15 protein-coding genes are annotated in these 21926 nt (G+C 41.9%); 3 read left to right on the top strand and 12 right to left on the bottom strand.

Going from position 1 to position 21926, the window contains the following annotated elements:
- Positions 1 to 72 precede the first annotated feature (72 nt).
- From QL986_RS02905 to QL986_RS02870, 8 genes are read right to left on the bottom strand one after another with little or no spacing between them, the layout of a single operon-like run.
- Positions 73 to 861: a sterol desaturase family protein gene (locus QL986_RS02905; protein WP_290191141.1), complete on the bottom strand. Its 789-nt coding sequence runs from the start codon at positions 859 to 861 to the stop codon at positions 73 to 75.
- Positions 854 to 1504: a CDP-alcohol phosphatidyltransferase family protein gene (locus QL986_RS02900; RefSeq protein ID WP_290191140.1), complete on the bottom strand. Its 651-nt coding sequence runs from the start codon at positions 1502 to 1504 to the stop codon at positions 854 to 856. Before QL986_RS02900 ends, QL986_RS02905 begins: the two co-directional genes overlap by 8 nt.
- Before the next feature lie 28 nt (positions 1505 to 1532).
- Complete coding sequence (locus QL986_RS02895; RefSeq protein ID WP_033103274.1) at positions 1533 to 2171, bottom strand: ATP-binding cassette domain-containing protein; 639 nt, start codon at positions 2169 to 2171, stop codon at positions 1533 to 1535.
- A gap of 24 nt (positions 2172 to 2195) precedes the next feature.
- A complete protein-coding gene (locus QL986_RS02890) occupies positions 2196 to 3911 on the bottom strand; it encodes an ABC transporter permease subunit (protein ID WP_290191139.1) in 1716 nt (571 codons plus the stop codon).
- Complete coding sequence (locus QL986_RS02885; RefSeq protein WP_290191138.1) at positions 3908 to 5185, bottom strand: ABC transporter substrate-binding protein; 1278 nt, start codon at positions 5183 to 5185, stop codon at positions 3908 to 3910. Before QL986_RS02885 ends, QL986_RS02890 begins: the two co-directional genes overlap by 4 nt.
- On the bottom strand, positions 5172 to 5996 hold the full coding sequence (locus QL986_RS02880) for a DUF547 domain-containing protein (protein ID WP_290191137.1): 825 nt from the start codon (positions 5994 to 5996) through the stop codon (positions 5172 to 5174). Before QL986_RS02880 ends, QL986_RS02885 begins: the two co-directional genes overlap by 14 nt.
- Entirely contained in the window at positions 5977 to 8130 is a 2154-nt protein-coding gene (locus QL986_RS02875) for a bifunctional TVP38/TMEM64 family protein/FAD-dependent oxidoreductase (RefSeq protein ID WP_290191136.1), read from the bottom strand. Before QL986_RS02875 ends, QL986_RS02880 begins: the two co-directional genes overlap by 20 nt.
- Before the next feature lie 14 nt (positions 8131 to 8144).
- The gene (locus QL986_RS02870) at positions 8145 to 10499 is read right to left on the bottom strand and encodes a TonB-dependent receptor (protein ID WP_290191135.1); all 2355 of its coding nucleotides are present in this window, start codon (positions 10497 to 10499) and stop codon (positions 8145 to 8147) included.
- Between the two features lie 231 nt (positions 10500 to 10730).
- Here QL986_RS02870 and QL986_RS02865 point away from each other — a divergent pair, with 231 nt between their 5' ends.
- A complete protein-coding gene (locus QL986_RS02865) occupies positions 10731 to 11144 on the top strand; it encodes a hypothetical protein (RefSeq protein WP_013463037.1) in 414 nt (137 codons plus the stop codon).
- A gap of 359 nt (positions 11145 to 11503) precedes the next feature.
- Here QL986_RS02865 and QL986_RS02860 read toward each other — a convergent pair whose 3' ends face one another.
- From QL986_RS02860 to QL986_RS02845, 4 genes are all read right to left on the bottom strand, one after another.
- Positions 11504 to 13171, bottom strand: a complete 1668-nt coding sequence (locus QL986_RS02860; RefSeq protein ID WP_290191230.1) for a pseudouridine synthase — start codon at positions 13169 to 13171, stop codon at positions 11504 to 11506.
- A 151-nt stretch (positions 13172 to 13322) separates the two neighbouring features.
- On the bottom strand, positions 13323 to 15371 hold the full coding sequence (locus tag QL986_RS02855) for a S9 family peptidase (protein WP_290191134.1): 2049 nt from the start codon (positions 15369 to 15371) through the stop codon (positions 13323 to 13325).
- Positions 15372 to 15499: 128 nt separating this feature from the next.
- Positions 15500 to 16726, bottom strand: coding sequence for a threonine/serine exporter family protein (locus tag QL986_RS02850; RefSeq protein ID WP_083494678.1), 1227 nt, complete (start codon positions 16724 to 16726; stop codon positions 15500 to 15502).
- 123 nt (positions 16727 to 16849) lie between these two features.
- Positions 16850 to 18073 carry a glycosyltransferase gene (locus QL986_RS02845; protein WP_290191133.1) on the bottom strand — a complete coding sequence of 408 codons (1224 nt, stop codon included), beginning with the start codon at positions 18071 to 18073 and terminating at the stop codon, positions 16850 to 16852.
- A gap of 508 nt (positions 18074 to 18581) precedes the next feature.
- Between QL986_RS02845 and QL986_RS02840 the strand changes: the two genes are divergently transcribed.
- Both QL986_RS02840 and QL986_RS02835 read left to right on the top strand, forming a co-directional pair.
- Positions 18582 to 21044, top strand: coding sequence for a prolyl oligopeptidase family serine peptidase (locus QL986_RS02840; RefSeq protein WP_290191132.1), 2463 nt, complete (start codon positions 18582 to 18584; stop codon positions 21042 to 21044).
- Positions 21045 to 21289: 245 nt separating this feature from the next.
- Positions 21290 to 21907 (top strand): LysE family translocator, encoded by a 618-nt coding sequence (locus tag QL986_RS02835; RefSeq protein WP_016900609.1) that lies wholly within the window; start codon positions 21290 to 21292, stop codon positions 21905 to 21907.
- Positions 21908 to 21926: the final 19 nt, after the last annotated feature.

Here is a 21926-nt window from a genome sequence, read left to right as displayed (position 1 = left end):
GGTTAAACGCCCAAGTAATGTTATAAATAAAGGTTTAAAAGGTGTACATGGGCGTTTTCATTAGCCGTATTGCTATTTTTTAAATGGCATTATTAACAATTGCCACAAGGATGAATTTTGTTCGGGGTTTGGGTATTGGCTCAAACCAAGTGCAATACGTTTATCATGCTGGCTTGCCTGTGATTTATAGCTGCCAAAAAGTCTATCCCACCAAGTTACACTAAACCCAAAGTTACTGTTTGTTTCTTCGGGGTTTTGGCTGTGATGTATGCGGTGCAGCGCTTGGGTGATAAGGATGAGGCGCAGTGGTTTTTCTATTGCGTTTGGCAAGCGAATATTTGCGTGGTTAAACAGTGCTAACCCATTGAGTGTTATTTCAAATATAAGTACTGCAATGGCGGGCACGCCAAGAGCAGTTATGGCGGCAAGCTTTATCAATATGCTAATACCTATTTCAATAGGGTGAAAGCGCAGCCCAGTGCTTGTATCTACGTGCGCATCAGCATGGTGAACACGGTGTAAACGCCATAAAACTGGAATTTTATGAAATAACCTGTGTTGCCAATAAATCAGTACATCTAGCAACAGCAGGCTAAGTATAATTGCTACTGAAAGAGGCATAGTTAGTTGATTAAACACACCGATACTATGTTCTTGGTTATAAAGCGCGGCGGCGGTTAACCCTAAAGGAACCGCTAACCGAGCAATCACTGAAGAGGTAAATACAAGACCAAAATTCGCAACCCAACGTTTAGTGGCTTTTATGGGTGATTGCCGTGCAGGGGCTTGCCACTCAAGCAGCATCATTATGACTAAAATACTTATAAAACATCCAAGCCGCCACCATAATTCGTTATCCATTGATAGCCTCCGTTTTACTGATATTAGCTTCTTGTTGTTTTAATGTGTGATAACCGCCATAAATACGGGTGAAAATCGTTATGGCGCAAGCTGCAGCAAATAAGCTGGCCATTATGGCAAAGTGCTGCGGCCAAACACAAAAGGCAACAAATAAGGCAATGGTTTCTGTGCCTTCGGTTAAGCCATTTAAGTAGTAAAAACTTTTATATTTAAATTGTGGTTTGTCGAGTTTAAATTTTTCAGCGGCAATCGCAAAGGCCAAAAAGCTGGAACCGGTACCTATAAAAGTAGCCAGTAAAATAGCACCTGCAATGGCATTTTGTGCTGGATTAGCCAAAATAAAGCCCAGTGGAATCGCTGCGTAAAATAAAAAGTCGAGAGTAATATCTAAAAACCCACCCGCGCTAGAACTTTGATTAGCATAGCGGGCTAATGCGCCATCCAGTCCATCTAAAATTCTATTCAACGCAATGGCGATTAATGCGCCATACCACATTTCAAAGGCAAGTAAAGGCACGGCAAACATACCCACTAAAAAACCAAAAACAGTGAGTTGATTAGCTGTAATGCCGCTTTTATTAATGAGCATAACAACCGGTGTTAGTAGTGGCTTTATAATGGGGGTAACAAATTTATCTAACATACGTATTGCCTTGAATATGAGTCAGGTTTTAAGCATCAGTGCCTAAAGTAATCACTTTGCCAGCTGTTGCCTCCGCGTCACTGTGGTCGTGCGTAACCATAATGGCAGGCAATTTATGCTCGCGTATTTGACTAAACACCAGTTCGCGGGTATCAACACGCAATTGGGTGTCGAGTTTACTAAAAGCCTCGTCGAGTAAAATAGCTTTAGGTTCGCTGAGCAACATGCGTAGCAGTGCAACACGCGCTTGCTGCCCACCAGATAGACTGTCGGGATGGCGGGCTGCCAATCCTGTTAAGCCAACTTGTTCTAGGGCGTGGTCTATTTTTTCAAGACGCTGCTTTTTATTGCCTTTGGGCATAGCAAAGGCAATATTTCCTGCCACTGTTAAATGCGAAAACAATAAAGCGTCTTGGTAGAGCACCCCAATATGGCGTAAATGCGGGGGGGTGTTATCTATATTTTGATCATTTAGCCATACTTCGCCTTGTGCCCTAAAGTCTTTGGGCAAACAGCCTGTAAGCCAATTTAATAAGCTTGACTTGCCACTGCCCGATGGCCCCATAATGGTGAGTATTTCGCCGCCATTTACTTGCTCGTTTAAGCTTAGTAACAGCTCGCCTTGACGGTAAAGCTGACAATCTTTGATGTGTAATGATGACTGCATTAAATAGCCTTAATGGTTTTATAGTTAAGCGCGCGCTTTAAAAAAGTATTTAGGTAACACCCATGCCACACCAAAACCAATTAACGGTAATGCCATTTGTAAAATGGCGTAAACTGCACTGGTGCGTCTGCTTGCGCCATTAGCAAGGGTTACGGCTTCGGTGGTAATGGTACTTATACGCCCGCCACTGGCTAAAAGTGTAGATAAATATTGGCCAAAACTAATCGCCAGTCCAAGCGCTATCGCGATTAAAATAGGGGCGAATAGTTGTGGCAATTTAACCTGTAAAAACACCTTGCAGGGACTTGCCCCCAAGCTTGCGGCAACGCGCGCTAATCGAGGGTCTAAACGCCTGTAACTATCGGCAATAGATAAAAAAACATACGGTAAAACAAATAAAACGTGCACAAATATCACATTAAAAAAGGCATGCTGGCTATTGAGCAGTTGTTGTAACCACACAATACCAAATAAAAACGCAATACTGGGCACTAATAAAGGAAGATAAATAATTAACTGTGTCCATTTCGACATGGGTTTCGTGTTTAACTGCTCGGCTTCTAAGCACAGCAATACCATAGTGATAGCAAACAGCGTACTTATTACCCCTATTATTAAGGTATTAAACAAGGGAGTATGTATTTGTGTAAATGCATGTTGAAAATGCAGAAATACCACGCTTGAGGGCACGGTATCCGGAAAACGCCAATAGCCCGCTATTGACCACATCACTAACCCAATTAGCGCAGCAACAATAAAAATTAAAATTAGACTCGTGAAAACATGAGTAAATGTGCAGATCAATTGATGTGCATACTGGCGGCGGCCATTAATAAGTGATTGCTTAAAAACTAGAGCAATGATTTTTTCAAGCAATAGCCACGTTAAGAGTAGTCCAACAGTGACCGCTAATTGTAACAGGGCACCCGCCGAGGCTTTTATTCGCAGGTTTAAATCTAAATCGTTAAACCAGTGCATTATAGCAACGGCTAAAGTGGGAGGGGTATTTGGGCCAAGAATGAGTGGCATTTCAACGCTGGCGCTGGCATAAGCAAGTACTGCAAAAATAGGTAAACGTAACAGTGGGTATAAACTGGGTAGCACCACTTTAAAAAACGCCACCATAGGGTAATAACCTAAATTAACCGCAATTTGATGCTGTTTGCGTAGCTTTTTGCCAAGTTCGGGTTGCGCCAAAACACCCAATGCAATCAGTAGTAAAAAAGGTAACTCTTTAAGCACAAGCCCAATAATAATGCTCCAGCCAAAAGCGTCGTAAGGTAACGCGCCTTCTGGCGCTAATTGCCAGCCAGTTAACCATGGAGAAAATAAACGAGTAAATAACCCCGATGGCGTAATTAAAAAACTCACCGCAATCGCCGCAGCGGCATGCGGAATAACCAATATTGGACTTAAAATATATTCAATGCGTTTAAGCCACGCACTATTAAAAAACGCGCCAAGCATAATGATCATCAGCATAAACGCGATTAAGGTACTAATAAGCCCTGTTCGTATGCTCAGCTCTACCATGTGTGTCAATCCAGGTGTTTGCCATAATGCGTTAAATCCTGCTAAGCCAATATTTGTTTCATTGAGTGCCGGCGCCCAACCAAAGGCAGGTAAAAGCACGCCGATTACCCCCCCTAAAACGGGTAAAGTAAGCAATGCAACCAAACAGTAAGGACTTATTTTGACCAAAAAGGTAAATAGGCTATTTAAAGTGGGTACTTTATTCATTGACTTACCCCATAGCGCGTTTGCCAACCTTGCATTATGGCATTAACCCAACTTGGGTGAGGCTCACTGAGTGTGCGTTTTATGCTATTAAAGGGCAGCGCACTTGGGTGCGGTTGTGTGGTTTTAAATAAGGCTTGTTGCTGGGTATTTAGCATTGATTGGATCAACACGGTTTTATCGCCCCAAATAGTGGGCTTTTGTTTATGAGCTTGCGCTTGAGGGCTTAATAAAAAATTAGCGACTAACTGTGCGCCTTGTGCATGGCTTGCATTATACGGTATTGCTACAAAGTGGGTGTTACTTAAACTGCCATCATGCATAGCATAACTGCGGGTGCTGGTGGGTAAATCAAAGCGTTGTACTGCAGCGGGCACTTCTGGCGCTGAAAAGGTAAACCCGATACTAAGCTCAGTATCGTCAATTAAGCGGCGCATTTGTGCGCCACTTTGCATAAAATGTTTGCCGCTGCGCCAAAGCGTAGGGTGTAATTTATTTAAAAATACCCACAAAGGGTTGAGCACCTCAGTGGTGTTTTTATCTGTAGCTGGCTGGTTTAGCTGTGCTTTTAATTCATCATCGCTGTTGTTATGTAGTACCACTAAAGCGTATTTTAAAAAGCTCATGCCTAAAAAATCAGGCGGCTTTGGGTAACTAAAACGCCCAGGGTTTTGCGCGCTCCAAGTTAATAACTGATGTAGGGTGGTGGGTAATTGATTCGTTGTGCTGCCATCTATTGCTAGGCTGTCGTAATAAAAAGTGAGCGACGCTTGCCCCCAAGGCGCTTCCATCCCGTTTGTAGGCAAACCAAAATCAAAGTTTACCGCGGGGTTATTATTAGGATCGGTTAATGCAAAATTTGGCAGCGTCTGGGCCCAGTCTTTAAGCAGCAAGTCATGCTTACTCATAGCGGCAAAGTTAGCGCCATTGATCCAAATTAAATCGACACTGCCTTGAACGTGATTATTGGCTGATTTTTCTGCTAATACTCGGCTTACTGCTTCGCTGGTATCGCTTAATTTTACATGCACTAATTCAATATCATATTGCGCTTTGACCTGCTCAGCCACCCATTGAATGTAGGCATTTATTTGCGGATCGCCGCCCCACGCATAAAAATAAACGGGTTGGTTTTTACCTTGGCTTTGGATAGTTTGCCAGCGAGTATCAGAAAAAGAGGCTGCCATGGTTTTAAAGCTAGCAATTAAAACAATGCACAAAGCAATACTCAAAAAACAATATCGGCTGAGTATTTGTATTGGCTTAACGACGTGCATTTAAATTCCAGTTGTAATCTAAAAATTTAATTTTCATGTCATTATTTTGCAGCGCTTCTTGTTGAGCGGGTAGCAGTTTTAATGCATCAGCGTATTGTGCTAAAAACGGGTGTAATGTGTTTGCTCCTTTAAAGCCTTGTTCAAAATCACCGCCGTACCATTTAAAAATAGACGATACATTTAAAGTATTGCCTGTTGCCATGTTGCGGGTGTTGTCTGACAAAAAACGAACAGTTTGCTGGTGTAATTGCTCTTCTAGTTTATCTGCCGAGTAGGCTTCTTCACGAAGTACAGGGCAACCAATACTGGCGCAGTTTACTGCAAAGTGAATACGCGGGTCGTTGTATTTACCACTACCACGAATTAATTCATGCTCTATATCATCAAGGCTGCGTGTTTTACCTAGCAGCGAAATAAACTCTTTGCTCCACGGTGAACTAAAAAAGCTACCTAACTCTTTGATTGATTCAATATTAGGGTACTGCGTTAATATTAGTTCAACGGTAAAGGCATTATAGGCATTAATTAAAAACGCCAACTGTTTGTGTTTACCCCACGTGTTAAATTCACCTGGTGTGATGGCTGTTAACGTATTTAAATATGCTTTTAATTGGGTATGCTCGTGTTTAATTGCAGCGTAATCAACCTCAGTGCTGTGCCCATGATTAATAGCGACAACATGTTTAGTTAATAGCGTGTTCCAACTATCGTGCAGGTTTTGTGCACTACTTTTAAACGCCGTGACCAGTAGTGCACTTAAAACTAAAAACTTCAATAACGTATACAAAGGCTTAACCTCGGCGCCATGCATGGTATTTTTCAAGCATGTTTAAAACAGTTTGTGGAGCATGGTTACGCTTCCATTCACCAGCGGCATATTTGTTGCCTTCTGCCCATGTTGGGTAGCTGTGAATTGTGCCTAGAATTTTATTAAGGCCAAGGCCGTGTTTCATGGCTAAAACAAATTCAGCAATTAAATCGCCTGCATGCTCAGAAACCACAGTAACTCCGAGTATTTTGTCTTTTCCTTTAGGGGTGATCACCTTAATAAAGCCATTATTGGCGCTCTCAGTAATGGCGCGGTCTAACTCTTCAAACTCAAAGCGGGTGATTTCATAGTCTATGCCTTTATCAATTGCTTCTTGCTCGTTTAGGCCTACGCGCGCGACTTCTGGATCAATGAAGGTGGTCCATGGAATCACACGGTAATCTACTTTAAACTTTTTAAAGTGGCCAAATAAGCCATTAACCGCCGTGTACCACCCCTGATGAGCCGCAACGTGAGTAAACTGGTACGGGCCTACAATATCGCCTGCGGCAAAAATATTAGGGTAGAGTGTTTCTAAGTAGTCGTTAGTTACTATGGTGCGATTAGTTTCTATACCAAGCTCTTCAAGGCCATAGCCTTTGAGGCGTGCGCTTCGGCCAACCGCACACAGTAGCTCATCATATTCAATATCAATTTCGGTGTCGTTGTGTTTCACCACGAGGTACTTTTTACCCTCGCGTGCTTCACAGCGCAGCGCTTGGTGTGAGGTTAAAATATTAACGCCACTATCGGCCAGTGATTGGTGTGCAAAAGCTGACACTTCAACATCTTCTTTGATCATAACGCGCTGAGTCATTTCAACTTGCGTCACACTTGAGCCTAAACGGGCAAAGCTTTGTGCAAGCTCACAACCAATCGGGCCCCCACCTAAAACAACAAGTTTTTTGGGCGCTTCGTCGAGCTCGGCAAATTTGCTCCATAAAGTATCGCTGGTAACGTAACCGGTTTCTTCAATACCTGGCAGTGGCGGTACAAACGGGCGAGCACCTGTGGCAATAACAAGTGTGCGAGCGGTAAGAGTTTGCGTGCTGCCATCGTTAAGTTTAATTTCTACTGTCCACGGGTCAATCAATTTTCCATAGCCTTTTAAAACCTCCACACCTAAATTTGTGTAGCGCTCTACGCTGTCGTGCGGGGCTATATCAGCAATGACTTGATGTACACGTGCCATTATTTTTTTAAAGGAAAAATGCGGTGTAGTGTTTTCAAGGCCATAGTTTTCACCATGGCGCATTTGCTGTGCTATTTTTGCACTTTTAATAATCGCTTTACTAGGCACACAGCCAGTGTTTAAGCAGTCACCACCCATTTCGCCGGCTTCAATTAAAGTGACTTTGGCTTTTACTGCGGCGGCAATATAGCTGGTAACTAAGCCGCCTGCACCCGCGCCAATAACAATCATGTTACGGTCGAATTTTTTAGGTTTAGTGTAATTTTTATAAACTCGTCGCTTTTTAAACACATTTAAAATCGCTTTCGCAATCAGTGGGAATACACCTAATAGAGCAAATGACAGAATTAAACCTAGTGACAAAATGCCCGATAAACGCTCAATTTGTGCAAGTTGAGTACCGGCATTCACAAACACAAAGGTGCCTGCCAACATACCAATTTGGCTCACCCAATAAAAAGTCCACGACTTAATAGCGGTTAAGCCCATTAATAGGTTAATTAAAAAGAACGGAAATACCGGCACTAAACGCAAAGTAAAAAGGTAAAAAGCGCCTTCTTTATCTACGCCTTTATCGATAGCAGCTAGACGCTCAGGAAACCGTTTTTTAATGGTGTCGCGTAATAAATAGCGTGACACTAAAAAGGCAAGGGTAGCACCAATCGTTGAGGCAAACGACGCCACCAGTAAGCCTTCTACTAAGCCAAATAATGCGCCTGCGGCCAATGTTAAAATAGCTGCGCCAGGTAAAGAGAGAGCCGTTACTACCACATAGAGTAAAAAGAACCCGCCAATAACTAACAACGGCGATTGCGCTTTGTATTGGTTAAACTGATCCATCGACCCTTTTAAGCCATCGAGTGTAAGCAACTGGTGCAAATTAAAATGAAAGAACATGCCAATACCGGCTGCTGCAATCAATACTAACAATAGTTTTTTAATCATATTATCTCTTGGGCTTAAAAGTTATGCGTTAGGGTAAGCTTGGCGTTTATTGGTAATTCAGGGAATGCTAATGTTGCGCCAAAATAGCCGCCTTCAAACACTGGACGCCAGTTATCTTGATTTGTGACGTTGTTCACATCTAATCGCAACTTAGTGCTAGGCGTAAACGCGTAGCTGGTATTGACGTTTAGCGTGTATTGGTCACGAATTTTCACTGTTTGTAAAAAATCTAGCGGGTAACTCTTTGCATATAAAGCTGAAAAACCTGCCTGCCATTTCTCATTAATTGAATAACTACCATTAACGCTTAACGATTGCTCAGGAATACCTTGTACTTGGCTATTTGAAGGGGCAAACGCTGTATAACTTGGCGCGCCTATACCATTACCGGCAATAATATCTGGGCGTGAGTTATCAAACGCATCAGCAATTTGCGCCGAGTCTTGGCCAGTCGCAGAGTTATCATAGCGCGCGTCAATATAGCTATAACCTGCACTTAACCAATATGGGTAAGCGTCGTAAAATACTTGGCCTTCAAAACCTGAGGTACGAATACCGGTATTGCTGCCATCGCGGTTGCGTAAACTACGGCGCTGGCTAAATAGGGCGGCATCAGCATACCAATCGCTGTTAGTAGGCGCATATTTTAAGCCAAATTCTACCAGCGTGTTTTCGGTTGCAAAGTTTTGCGCACTAATCGTGTTGTCACCACCTAAGGTGTTACCACCGGCCATACTATTTGAAGTCGCTTCGTTGTAACTTGCTGCGCCGTAACTTGTAAAATCAGTATTGAGCTTGTAATTAAAACTGATTTGGCCAGATTGCAGCGTGTCGTTAATGCTATCACTGGCTGCTGTTTGTCCTTGTGGCGCTATGGGATCGTGTGCTTCTACATCATAATAATCAAGGCGGTAACCCACACTGGTACGCAGTTTATTTGTCCACTGTGAGTCTTGTTGTATAGCAAAGCCAGTTTGCCAAGAACGCGAGTCGGTGGTGTCTGATAAGTTAAAATCACCACTGCCATCACCGTTTATATCGTATTGACCACCTGGAGATACAAATACACCGGGGCGCAGCTCAACTAAGCGTGCTTTTTGCGCATCGGTTAATGGAATACGACGGTTTGAAAGTGGACCCGTTAAATCAATTGGCGTGTCGGCCTCGGTGGTAAATTGGCTGTAGCCAAGTACTTTGTTGTAGCGTACATCAAAGGCTAAGATAGTTTGCTGTTCATTATTCCATTGATACGTTAGTTCAGTGCGGTTTTGTGCGGTATCGGCACCATCTATAATTTCAACAAAACTGTTTTGAGCCACTTCATCACGTTTTAAGTGCTGAAAATAACTAATATTTTTAAGCGACGCTTTATCTGAAAGCTCGCGCTTATAAATACTGTGTAGTAGGTAAGTAGTGGCTTCGTTTTGGTTATCAGGGTCGGTAAGTACGGTGCTGCGATCAATGTTAACTAACCCTGTAGGAGATACAATTGAACCCGCTGCGGGTACTGTGCTGCCGTTTGCTTGAACGCCTTGGCCGGTAATGTAAAGACCATGGTCGATGAGTGCTTGAGTAGGGCGGTTAATACCGGCGTTGTCGGTAAACTCAACCTGATATAGCTCAAAGTTAATATCCCAGCTGCTTTTATCATCAGGCAATACTCGCAGTGCTGCAAAAAGACTGTCACTTTTAGTCCCTGAGTAATCGTAGTAGCTTCCATGATCAAGGTGTTCATAACTCACACGAAAACCAATTTTGTCTTTTACAATCGGTGCGGTGTAATCAAGCTGAGCGGTGTATTGATCCCAACGACCCGCAGAGAGCTTCGCTTTACCTTTGTGTTCTTCAGTGGAGGCTTGCTTAGAGTGTAAATTTACAAAACCACCATTGCGCTGGCTTGAACCAAACAATACTGGAGGAGCGCCTTTAACTACATCTATTTGTTCTACCGCGTTAAATGATAACGGCACACCAAAGCCGTTATTACCTGCTTGGCGACGAGTTCCATCTTGAAAAAGCTCACCTAATTGGCCACGAATAGTGGGTAAGCTTGGTGCACCAAAGCCACTGGCGGCATACGTATTAGGGCTCACAGCAAGTACATCTTGCAAGGTGGTAATGTTAAGTTGTTCTATTAGCTCTTTTGAAATAGGCGTGACTGAACGTGCTATATCTTGCAGTGCTAAATTATCGCCAAAGGGGCCATTTATGGTTGCATCTTTAACAGAAAGTCCTTGAGAATTTAAACTTTGGCCCGCTACTTCAATACGCTCTATGGCATTTTCTGTTACAGGCTTTGTTGTAGCAAAAGCAATAGCGGGTGTATTTAATAAAGCGGCTATAGATACGGCCAAGGATGAATATTTCAAACGTTTTCTCTCTGTAATTGTATGTTGATGGTTATAAAAGACCGAAAGGCTTAAAAATAACTTTCAGCAATTTAACAATATTGTTATTTATTAAAATATTAAAAATAGCTGCTTTGTTAATCGATTTATTAAACAAGCTTAACAGCTATTTACAATTATTATGAAATAAAAGGGAGTTTGTACGGTCTTTATTGCTTATTAGTTTATTTATATCTTTTTTAAGGAAATTTTATGACAGGTTCAATGAATACTGATGTACAAAATCGTTTGCAGTGGTCTTTATTATCGCTTCGGTGTGGGGTGTTTATAGTGATGGTAATGTGGACGCTAGATAAATTTGTAAATCCGGGGCATAGCGCCCGAATTTTTGAACACTTTTATGGGATCAGTGGCTCTACCGATACTATTGCTTATATTTTAGGTGCACTGCAATTATTGCTAGTAATAGCATTTTTGGTCGGTATTAAAAAACGTATTACTTACGGTGCTATTTTTATAATGCATGGTTTATCTACGCTTTCTTCATATAATCAATACATTGATGGCTTTAATAATTTACTGTTTTTTGCGGCATGGCCGATGTGGGCTGCGTGTTTTGCGCTTTATTTATTACGCGATCAAGACGTAAAATTTACGATTAAATAATAAAGGCAAAAAAAATGGTTATAAGCGTTAGCCTATAACCAATAAAGTACACAGGGAGTGTAGGAAGTTCTGTTGTACACAGTAAACGGTTAGTTACCCATTTACTGTGTGTCATCAAAAGCGCTTATTGGCGCTTTTAATCAAATAAAGTGGACTGTAATAAATACTTGTTTTCATAAAAGCAAAGCTAATGCCAACTTTTAATGCATTGAAATATATAGCTATTTATTGTTTATAAGTAGAAGCTTTGCATAATGCAGGTAAATTTTTCTATATTGCAACGGTAAAGGTTACCGACTTTGCAATATAAAAAAATGGCAAGGCTTTTTAAAACAGAGAGGAGTTTTAGTATCGCTGATTTAAAAATCAGCGGCTACTTCAAATTCTAAACGTTGATGAGAAATAGGGTGGGTGAAGGCTAAATACTCGGCATGTAAATGTAAGCGCTCTGCCTCTTCACCATAATGAGTATCGCCAACTATCGGGGTATTTAAACCTAATTGATGAGCGCAATGCACCCGTAACTGATGTGTGCGCCCTGTTTTAGGGTATAACTGCAGTCGGGTGGTGTTGTTTTTGCGCTCCAGTACATGCCATGTTGTTAACGACGGTTTACCGGTTTTATAACACACCATTTGGCGTGGTTTATCATCAAAGTCGAGCACAAGGGGTAAATCAATCACTCCGCTATTCTCAGTGATATTGCCCGCCACTAAAGCAACGTAACGCTTTTCAATTGTGCGTTCAATAAACTGTTTTTGCAGCGCTTTATGCGCGCGCTTATTAAGCGCAATAATTAACAGCCCTGAGGTCGACATATCTAACCGGTGCACAATAAGTGGGCCAGAAGCCGCGGGGAACTGAGTTTTAATACGCATGTACACTGAGTCATCAATATTAATCCCTGGCACCGATAAAAATTCAGCGGGTTTGTTTATTACCAGTAAATCATCGTCTTGATAAACAATAGTTAAGTTTTTTCCTTTTGCAGGGTTTGTTAGTAATGGATTTTCTTCAACATTTAAGCCTTTTAGCATATGACCTAAAATGGGTTGGCATTTGCTATAACACGATGGGTAATAATGTAAGTGATGCCTAATTGCTGATTTAGGCGGTGCACCCCACCAAAATTCGGCCATAGCCACTGGTTTTAAATGGTGCTTGTATGCATATTGTAATAATTTAGGGGCGGCGCAATCCCCCGCTCCCGAAGGCGGCGTGTGCTCAGGAAGTTTGGCAAAAATAGCATTCAGATCGGTCACTTCACCGTGTGCATTTAAAAATTGGTATTGAGCAAATAATTTCTTTTGTAGGTTTTTTGAGAGTGTTTTGCGGCGCTTTTTTAATCCGTTAATTTCACCCAGCATAGCTGCTTGGGTTTGCTCAAGCGCTGTAATTTGCGTTTGCCAGTCTTGCTTTAATGCCTGCAGTTGTTTTTTCTCAACAATACTCTGCCCAGCTAAGGTTGTTTTAAGCTGTTCAAAGTCATCGGCATTGAGTTGCTCTTGGCCAGTTTGGCGTTGCTCTTTTCGCTGTTTGCGGGTCACTTGCATGGCTTGTTGTTTGGCTACAAGTTGCTGTTCATAATTTTTACGTGCTGTAGCTAATTGCTGCTCAATGGCTTGATAATCTTCACTGTTTTCTAATGCCGTAATTTGCGCATTAATGGCGTTAATGATTTGGCTTTGCTGACTAAATACAGCATCGTCTATGTGTTTAAGTGCCACATTAGGTGCAAAATTCAATTGCTCATCTATGCCCGCTATTTGCCCCGAATAGGCGCTAATAAACCCCAGTTGTTGCGCCTGATTTTGAACGACGAGCACACCAAACATTTTACCCGCATCAATATCATCCGTATCTAAAATAGCCTTATCTAGCTTTTTTAATTGCTGTTGTAATTGCTGTGCAGCGGCAACGGCCAAAGGGTGCGGTTTATAATAAAATGGAAATGTAAACTGCTCAGGCAGAGTAAGGGAATCGACGTTTTGATCAAAAACGGTAAAGCAGCTAGCAGGGTTTGACATGGCAGTAAAATTAGCAGTTAACAAAATAATTGCCAAGAGTTTAACATAAGCTGTGCTATGTCACTAAGGATGCGTGCTCGCCAATTTAGACCTATAAAAAAGGCCTACATTTTTATGTTGGCCTTTTAAAATTAAACGCGTTCGTAAGTGCTTATTTATTTGCGTCTTTGACTTCTTTTAACTTAGCAGCATGGTCAATTTCAAACGCTGGCATCTCTTTTTTGCCTTCCATTAAATAGTTGTCCATCCAGCGCATTAAACGCAAGCTGTAGTCGTATTGCGCTGCCACTTTACGGTTACCATGACCTTCACCTGGGTAATAAACAAGACGTACATCCTTACCTTGCACTTTCATGTAGCGGTAAAGCTCCATAGATTGTGCAGGGTGAACGCGAGGGTCGTCTTTACCGTGCATAATAAGCAGAGGTGTTTCAGATTGGCCTGCCCAGTAAATAGGGCTGCGTTCTAAGTACCACTGCCATTTATCCCATGGGTATGAACGCGCATGAACTAGGTTCATTTCGTTAGAAATATCAGTAGTACCAAATTTAGACAGTTGGTTGGTGACACCCACAAACATAACGCTTGCAGCAAAGTGTTTGGTTAGTTTTGTTGCGCCCCACGCCGATGCATAACCACCGTAAGATCCCCCAGTAATACCAACACGTTTAGTGTCTACTAAACCCATATCAACAAGGTGATTTTTAAAATCAACTAAATCGTCAAACTCTTTACCTGCGTAATCGTTTTGGCCTAATTTTGAGTAATCTACGCCTTTACCTGTAGAGCCTCGGTAGTTGGGATAAAACACCGCATAGCCACGTGCTGCACCCATTTGACCTGGGCGTGAGTAGTTAGTGACCCAGCCGTCTTTATCATGGCTTTCAGGGCCACCGTGTACCGACATAATCAGTGGGTAGCGTGTGCCTTTTTCATAATCTAATGGGTAAACGAGCACGCCATCAAGCTCAACGCCGTCGCGTGCTTTAAGGGTAATGGTTTCTTGCTTGGCAAAGCGTTTATCATTTAACCAGCTATTTGAATCGGTTAAACGTGTTGCTTTATTACTGCGCACAATAAACACTTCGTTAGGGTGTTTTGCGGTATTACCACGAAGTGCGAGTGTTTTATCTGAATCTGAAACACTTAATTGTGAGGCAATAAATTCACCTTCGTTGACTAATTTTTTGTATTTATTAGAGCCCGTTTTAATGCTCGCTACAAAACTTTGCGTGCCTACATTGGCAATAAAGTTAAGTGTATTACGCTTATGCGACCATTCAAAATCAACAACGTGCCCCATAAAGTCAGGTAACCATTCAGTGATTTCAGCGGTTTTAGTGTCAGCAATAAATAAGCGGCCTGTTGCAGGGTCGTGCTTATCTTCTGCACCTAAAATAGCAATGTATTTACCATCATGCGACAGTTCTGCATCACCTAGCTTGCCTTCAGTTTTAAACGATAAGGTTACTTTATTGCTAGCAATATCAAACAAATGCCATATAGATTTTGTGTATTTATCATCAATTAATGCGGTAGGTTGAGTTTTAACCAGTAGTTTTTCGCCATTAGCTGCCCAGTTAACATCACTCACGTAATTATTAACGTTGAGTGCGGTGGGGGTAAGTGGTTTATCCGCTTTAGCTAAGTCAACAATAAAAAGCTGCTTGTTCTTTAAGCCCATTTCATATACTTCAGCTTTAAAGCCAAGTTTTTTAAGTTCTTTTTCTGACTTGTCTGCTGCAGGCATCGCTAAAATAGCCACCTGTTTGTTGTCTGGGCTTAATTTGTAGCTTGAAATTGATGTGTCTTTTAAAGCAAGAACAGGTTGTGCTTGGCCGCCATCAACAGGTATTTGGTAAAGCGAGGTAAATTTATCGTCTTTTAATTTCGCTAAAAAGTAAATTGTTTTACTGTCGTTTGACCATTCTATGCTTTTAATGTTAACCGAGCCGGTAATAAAAGGACGTTCAACGCCTTTATCATCCACAACATAAAGCTCACTGTAATTACTGCCATTCTCATCAACATATAATGTACGCGGTAACGATCGTGTAAACGCAACGTTGTCGCCATCTGGGCTAACACTGGTTTGGATCACAGATTTAATTTTTGGAATGTCTTCAACAGTGATGGCCGATTGCGCAAATGCAACTGAGCTTGAAAGCCCAATTGCCAGCGCTAAGCTAGTTTTTAGCATTGTTATTTCCTTTGCTTTATAAGATTTACCTCATTATAACAATGTGTAACCAATATACTAAAAAATGCGATTAATCCTCAAAAGAGGACGTTAAGTGAAGTGATTCTTGTGCAATACCGCGCATACATTTATAGACTCTTTTTAGGAGGAAGCGCCACGTTTGCAAAAATAAGTCCTGCCACCAGTGACATAAATATTAAAAACGTTTGCTGCCCAATATGCTCAGCGTAAACAAAGTCTTGACCTTCAATGAGTGAGTTTAAACCTATGTACGTTTTGCTCCCCGGTACCAACACAATTAAGCCTTGCATAGCTACAATGGAAGCAGGGGCATTAGCAACTCGATTAAATAAGTTACTAAATACACCGACAGAAAATGCGCCAACAAAGGTACCCAGCGTGTAATCTAAATACATGGCGGAGCCAATACTGGTGCCGTAGGCTATAAATCCTGAAGCAATAGACCAAGCAGCATGTTTAAACTTAGTTCTAAATATCACAATTAAGCTGCTACATAGTAAAAATATAGCTAACCAAGCTGTCCATTTAGGCAGTGGCTCTGGCTGTACAAAATCAGCTTGGCCAAAAATAGCAAAGCCAATAGCAATACCAATAAATGCACCAAAATAAAGTTTAAACAGCAACATAAACGAGTCCATAACGCGTGCTGTGCCAGATACTAAATGCCGCGCTGCGAGTTCAGCTAAACCAAGTGCCAGTGCTAGGCCTGGAATAAACACAATAATGGCCGACAGAACAATTAAACGAATATTAATATGCGCATCTAAATGAACGCTAATGGCACACGCCAGTACCGCTGAAACAATGGCCACTAAGGGTTCTAACATGTGGGCAACGCGCTTGGAACGTGCCGACCACAGCACAAATAAATAAACAACAAAGGTTAATAAACCAGACCACAGCACGTCATTCCAACTGGTGCCCATAAGCATTGCAAATGCGCCGCCAGAGGTAGCAAAGGCAATACCTGTAATCACTCTATTGTAAGGGTTTGGGGCATCAAAAATGATATCAAGTTGCTGATCAACTTCTTGCAACGTTAATTCACCATTAAGCATTTTATTAACGAGATCATCGGTATCTGCAAGTGAGCCTAAGTCATGATCGCCAGGGTCTACGCGGGCAACATGGGTGTATTCATCTTCGTGGCCATCAGTCCAAATAACAAAGGTAACCGATGTTGGCGACATGACAAACGATGATTTAAGACCGAGGTAAGTCGCCACTTCCATTAAATGGGCTTCTAGGCGATATGCCGGTGTACCGTACTTATGAAGCATTTTGCCCAATTTAACGATAAATTTGCGTTTTTCTGTAAACGTTGCGGTTTTCAAATTTGTTTTGAACCAACTATTAAATAACTAAGCTAAAAATATAGGCAATAATGCTAAAATTGCCCAAGTTTATTTGCGGCGATTTTAAACACAAATCGCCGTCTGTCTAGTCATTTCTCACCGTTATTTTTTATTTTTTTCTGCTATCCATTGCGACATGTATTGTGTGCTGCGCATGGTGTGATGTTTTAGCATTTGACCGGTGAAATTTTTCATTCTGTGTACCGATAAATTTTGGCTTACTAATTGAATTTTTTCGATTAAATTGTGGCTCAACTGCGCTTTATCATAAAGTGTATGAAGTAACTCATTACCAGCTTTTTGTGCAGCTATAAACTCAGCCTGATTGGTATAAATTGAGACAGCAGCGTTTGCAAATTCTTCTGCATTTTGAGTGATAGCCCCAGGCCATGGTAAATGGCTATGCATACCTTCGCTACCTATTGGCGTGGTGACGCTTGGGGTTTGCATGATCATGGCCTCTAAAAGTTTGCCTTTTATGCCAGCACCAAAACGAAGCGGGGCTAAACAAATGCGCGCGCTTTGCATTACTTCATAAGCATCATCTGCCCAGCCTTTAATTAAAAAACCGGTTTTAGGGTTATTAAGTGCGGTGGCTTTAGGTGGCGGGTAAGAGCCATAAATGTGCAGTTCTGCCTGTGGAAGTTGTTTGCGGATAAGCGGCCAAATTTTTTGTAAATACAGTACCGCATCCCAGTTTGGGGCATGCCTAAAATTACCAATAGTCATAAAGTGTTGGCGCTGCTCATACGATTTAGTTTGCTCAGGTAAGGCGCTTAAATCAACCATAAATGGTAAATGATGTAACACACTAGGCTCAACTTTAAACACTTCATTGAGTAGTTCCATCTCATAGCTTGAGATAATTAAGCTTAAGTCACAGCGTAAAATAGCGGCTATTTCACGTTTAGCTATGTCTGATAGTAAATCGCTATGGTTGAATTCACGCTCGCCTTTATGGGCTTCATGGCGGGCATTGCGCAGGCATTGTAAATCTTCGGTGTCTAAAATTTTAAGTGCATTTGGGCAATGCTTATCTACGCGCCAGCCAAATTGTTCTTCCATCATAAAACGGTCGAACATAACAATATCTGGGTTGTAGGCTTTAACGTAATCATCAAAACTATCGCAGTTAAGTGCGATGCTTTGACTGGTGATGCCGTAATCGTTCAGATTTACCATGTGCTCGGTAGGTTGTGCAGGCGTAGCAAATTCAACATCCCAGTTTTGCGATTTAAACGCATTAAGTAACGACATCATGTGCGTACCCGCAGCAGACGAATTGGGCTCTGGCCATACATAGCCAATTACCAGCACTTTTTTCATTGGCTAGATCTCTTATTATTAGGGTCTGTTGACCTTTCAAGGTTAAATTTGCAGCAGTCTGTTTGGTATTTAGGCGAGGCAGAGCCTATGTGGTGTGGTTGTTCCCCACAAATAGGCGATAACGCAGCATCAATACCAAACAGGCGCTGCCCGAAGGGTTTTGCCTAGGGGCTATTTACTCTTTGTTGCTCGGTTTTTACTTAACCCACTAGGTTACAAACCTCGCGCCGCGATTAAACCGCCCCTAGTTTGAACAAATTATAATCCGCAAAGGTCAATAGACCCTAGTTTATTTGCGTGCTTTTTCAGCAGTGTAAATACGCTGCGTTTTATTAAGCCAAAGTACATAACGAAAACGCAGTAGCGATAAGTAAATAGTCGCGTAGTTTAACTTATTCGCCTTACTTAAGCATCATTTAGCTGATTTTATCCTTGCTTAACACTTTATGAACAAGGTAAAACGTGTTTATATAGCGGGTAATATTTAACAATAAAAAAGGATGAAAACATGAATGCTTTTAGGCTATTTATTGCCTTGGTAGGCTGCATTGTTTTATTGCCTGCAAGTTATGCAGAGCAAGGATATCAAACCCCTTCACCGGCGCTTTCGGCACTCGTAGATGCTAAGTTAGCACCAACTAGCTCTTTATCAAATGATGGTCAGTGGCTTGCTCTGTTTGAACGCAAGCGTGTTGTGTCGCTTGATGAGCTGGCCAAAGAAGAATTTAAGCTTGCGGGAATTAAGCTTAATCCTGCTAACTTTTCACGCTCACGGGTAAGTGCAAAGTACAGCGCGTTAGAGCTTAAGCATGTTCAAAGTGGAACAGTAATAAACGTTAATAATTTGCCTCAGGGGATTATTCGCTCGCCGCGTTGGTCAGCAAATAGCGAACATTTAGCGTTTATTGTTGAACAACCGGATAACGCACGGCTATGGGTTTATAGCGTTAAAACCAAACAAGCTAAGCAGTTAAGTGAGCTTGCACTTAATTCAGTATTAACCGCTACGCCTTATCAGTGGTTACCCGATAGCACGGCGATTGTGGCTAATTTAGCAGTAAACTTAGACAAACCAAGATTAACTAATGATACTCAAAGTACAGTGCCGGTTATTCAACAAAGCACTGGCGAAAAAGCCCCAGCAAGGACTTATCAAAACTTATTGACCAGCCCGTTTGATGAAGCACAATTTAAATTTTATGGTCAAGGTCAATTAGCGTATATCACGCTTGATGGTAAAGCACAGCCGATTGGCCGTGCCGGTTTATTTAAATCGTTTTCAATTTCGCCTGATTCAACCAATATTTTAGTCGCGACCATCGACGAGCCATTTTCGTATCAAGTGCCTTACAGCCGTTTTGCAACTACATGGCAAATATGGGGAATGCGTGGGTATGCATTAGTAGAGCTGGCAAAGCAACCCCTTGCCGACAACATTCCACAAGGCTACGACAGTGTACGCACCGGTCGTCGTGATTTTGAATGGCGAGCCGATCAAGGTGCTGAAGTCATATGGGCCGAGGCGCAAGATGGTGGTGATATGAAAACTGAGGTTGAATATCATGACTACCTTTACAGTTTACGAGCGCCATTTAAACGCGACCCTAAATTATTTGCCAAAGTAGAGCGTCGTTTTGCTGGCATACAATGGGGTAATGATAATATTGCTATGCTAAGTGATTGGCGTTTTAGTGACCGACAAGTGCGCACTTATGTAATTCAACCACGTAATGCCGATAGTAACCGCGTGTTATTTTCAGAGCGCAGTTATAACGATGCCTATAAAGATCCAGGGAGTGCAATTTACGAGCGTAACGATTTAGGTGTTAGCGTAATAAAAGTTGTTGGCGGACGTTACATCTACTTACGTGGCGATGGCGCATCTGAGCAAGGAAACATTCCTTTTTTAGATCAGTACGATGTTAAAACGAATAGCACCAAACGTTTATGGCAATCAGCAGCGCCTTATTACGAGCGTGTGCGTGCATTGTTAGATGATGAAGGCACAAAATTCATTACTATTCGTGAGTCTAAATCGCAGCAGCCAAACTTTTTTATTCGCGATTTAGATAAAGGCTCGCTAACACAGCTTACTCAGTTTGAGCATCCTTACCCTGCATTTAAAGGCGTAACCAAAGAGCAACTACGTTATACCCGTGATGACGGTGTTGAGCTTTCAGGTACGCTTTATTTACCACCAGGGTATGACAAAACACAAGGGCCATTACCAGTATTGATGTGGGCATATCCACTTGAATATAAAGATAAAGCAGTTGCATCACAAGTGCGTGAATCAGAATACGAATTTACCTACATAGGTTATTGGGGCCCTATGCCTTACCTTGCGAAAGGGATTGCGGTGTTTGACGATCCTAAAATGCCGATTGTAGGCGTTGATGGTAGTGAGCCAAATGATCACTTTAGAAAACAGCTGGTTTCTAGCGCTAAAGCAGCGGTTGATGTACTGGTTGAAAAGGGCATTGCCGATAAAGATAACATTGCTATTGCAGGGCACTCTTACGGTGCGTTTATGGTGGCTAATTTATTAGCACATAGCGATTTATTTAAGGCAGGTATTGCCCGCAGTGGTGCGTATAACCGCACATTAACGCCGTTTGGTTTTCAGGGTGAAGAACGTGATTTTTGGCAAGCACAAAGTGTGTACGCAAACATGTCGCCGTTTTTCCATGCTGAAAAAATTAACGAACCTATGTTAATGATCCACGGTCAAGAGGACCCTAATTCGGGCACTTTTCCAATGCAAAGTGAGCGTATGTACGCAGCGCTTAAAGGTTTGGGTAAAGAAGCGCGTTTAGTGATGCTTCCTTACGAAGCTCATGGCTACCGTGCCCGTAAAAGCTTATTACATGTACTGTGGGAGCAAGAGCAGTGGCTTGATAAGTACTTGTTTACAGATAAAGAAGCAGATACTGAAACAACTGAAGCGGTTGTAGACGTAAACGCAAATTAATTTGCTTAATGCCGTGAGATTAAAAATATCCTCTCTTAATCTCACGGCACATTGCGCTGAGTTATAGGCTTCGAGTTTCGAGTATCGGGCTTAGAACCTCGGGCTAAGCTCGGTGCTATTAACCCGATCCTCGAAGCCGTTATTTCTACCTTACTGATAGTTGTTTTATCTTTCACCTTTGGCTTTTTTCCTTTACCATTTCATTCATAATTAACACTAATTTATTAACCTATTGCGAGCTTTAAATGATTGATGTAGCTGCACTTGCGGTATTTATTCCTACCTTCTTTTTTGTATCAATTACACCCGGTATGTGTATGACACTGGCCATGACCTTAGGCATGAGTATTGGCGTGCGACGAACTTTATGGATGATGATAGGTGAACTACTCGGTGTAGCAACAGTTGCGGTAGCCGCGGTGCTTGGTGTAGCCAGTGTTATGCTTAATTACCCCAGTGCATTTGATATTTTAAAATGGCTAGGTGGCGCTTATTTAATCTACATTGGCATTAATATGTGGCGTGCAAAAGGAAAAATGTCGGTTGATACGCATAACACAACAGCCGTGAGCCGATATTCATTATTTTCACAGGGGTTTGTAACCGCCATTGCCAATCCAAAGGGATGGGCGTTTATGATTTCCTTATTACCTCCTTTTATTAACGTGCAATACAGTGTTGCGCCGCAATTAGCGGTGCTGGTGGCCATTATTTTGCTCTCAGAGTTTATCTGTATGATGATTTACGCAACAGGTGGTAAAAGCCTGCGGTTATTTTTAACTAAAGGCAATAACATCAAGTGGATGAACCGAATTGCGGGGAGTTTAATGGTGCTAGTAGGAGTTTGGTTAGCTTTGGGTTAAAAAAGAGCCCGAGGCTCTT

Origin of the sequence: Pseudoalteromonas sp. APC 3250 (assembly GCF_030407915.1) — a bacterium.
Lineage (GTDB): Bacteria > Pseudomonadota > Gammaproteobacteria > Enterobacterales > Alteromonadaceae > Pseudoalteromonas > Pseudoalteromonas tetraodonis.
The sequence above is the reverse complement of the archived record's forward strand: the minus strand, read 5'-3'. Positions and strand labels throughout refer to the sequence as shown.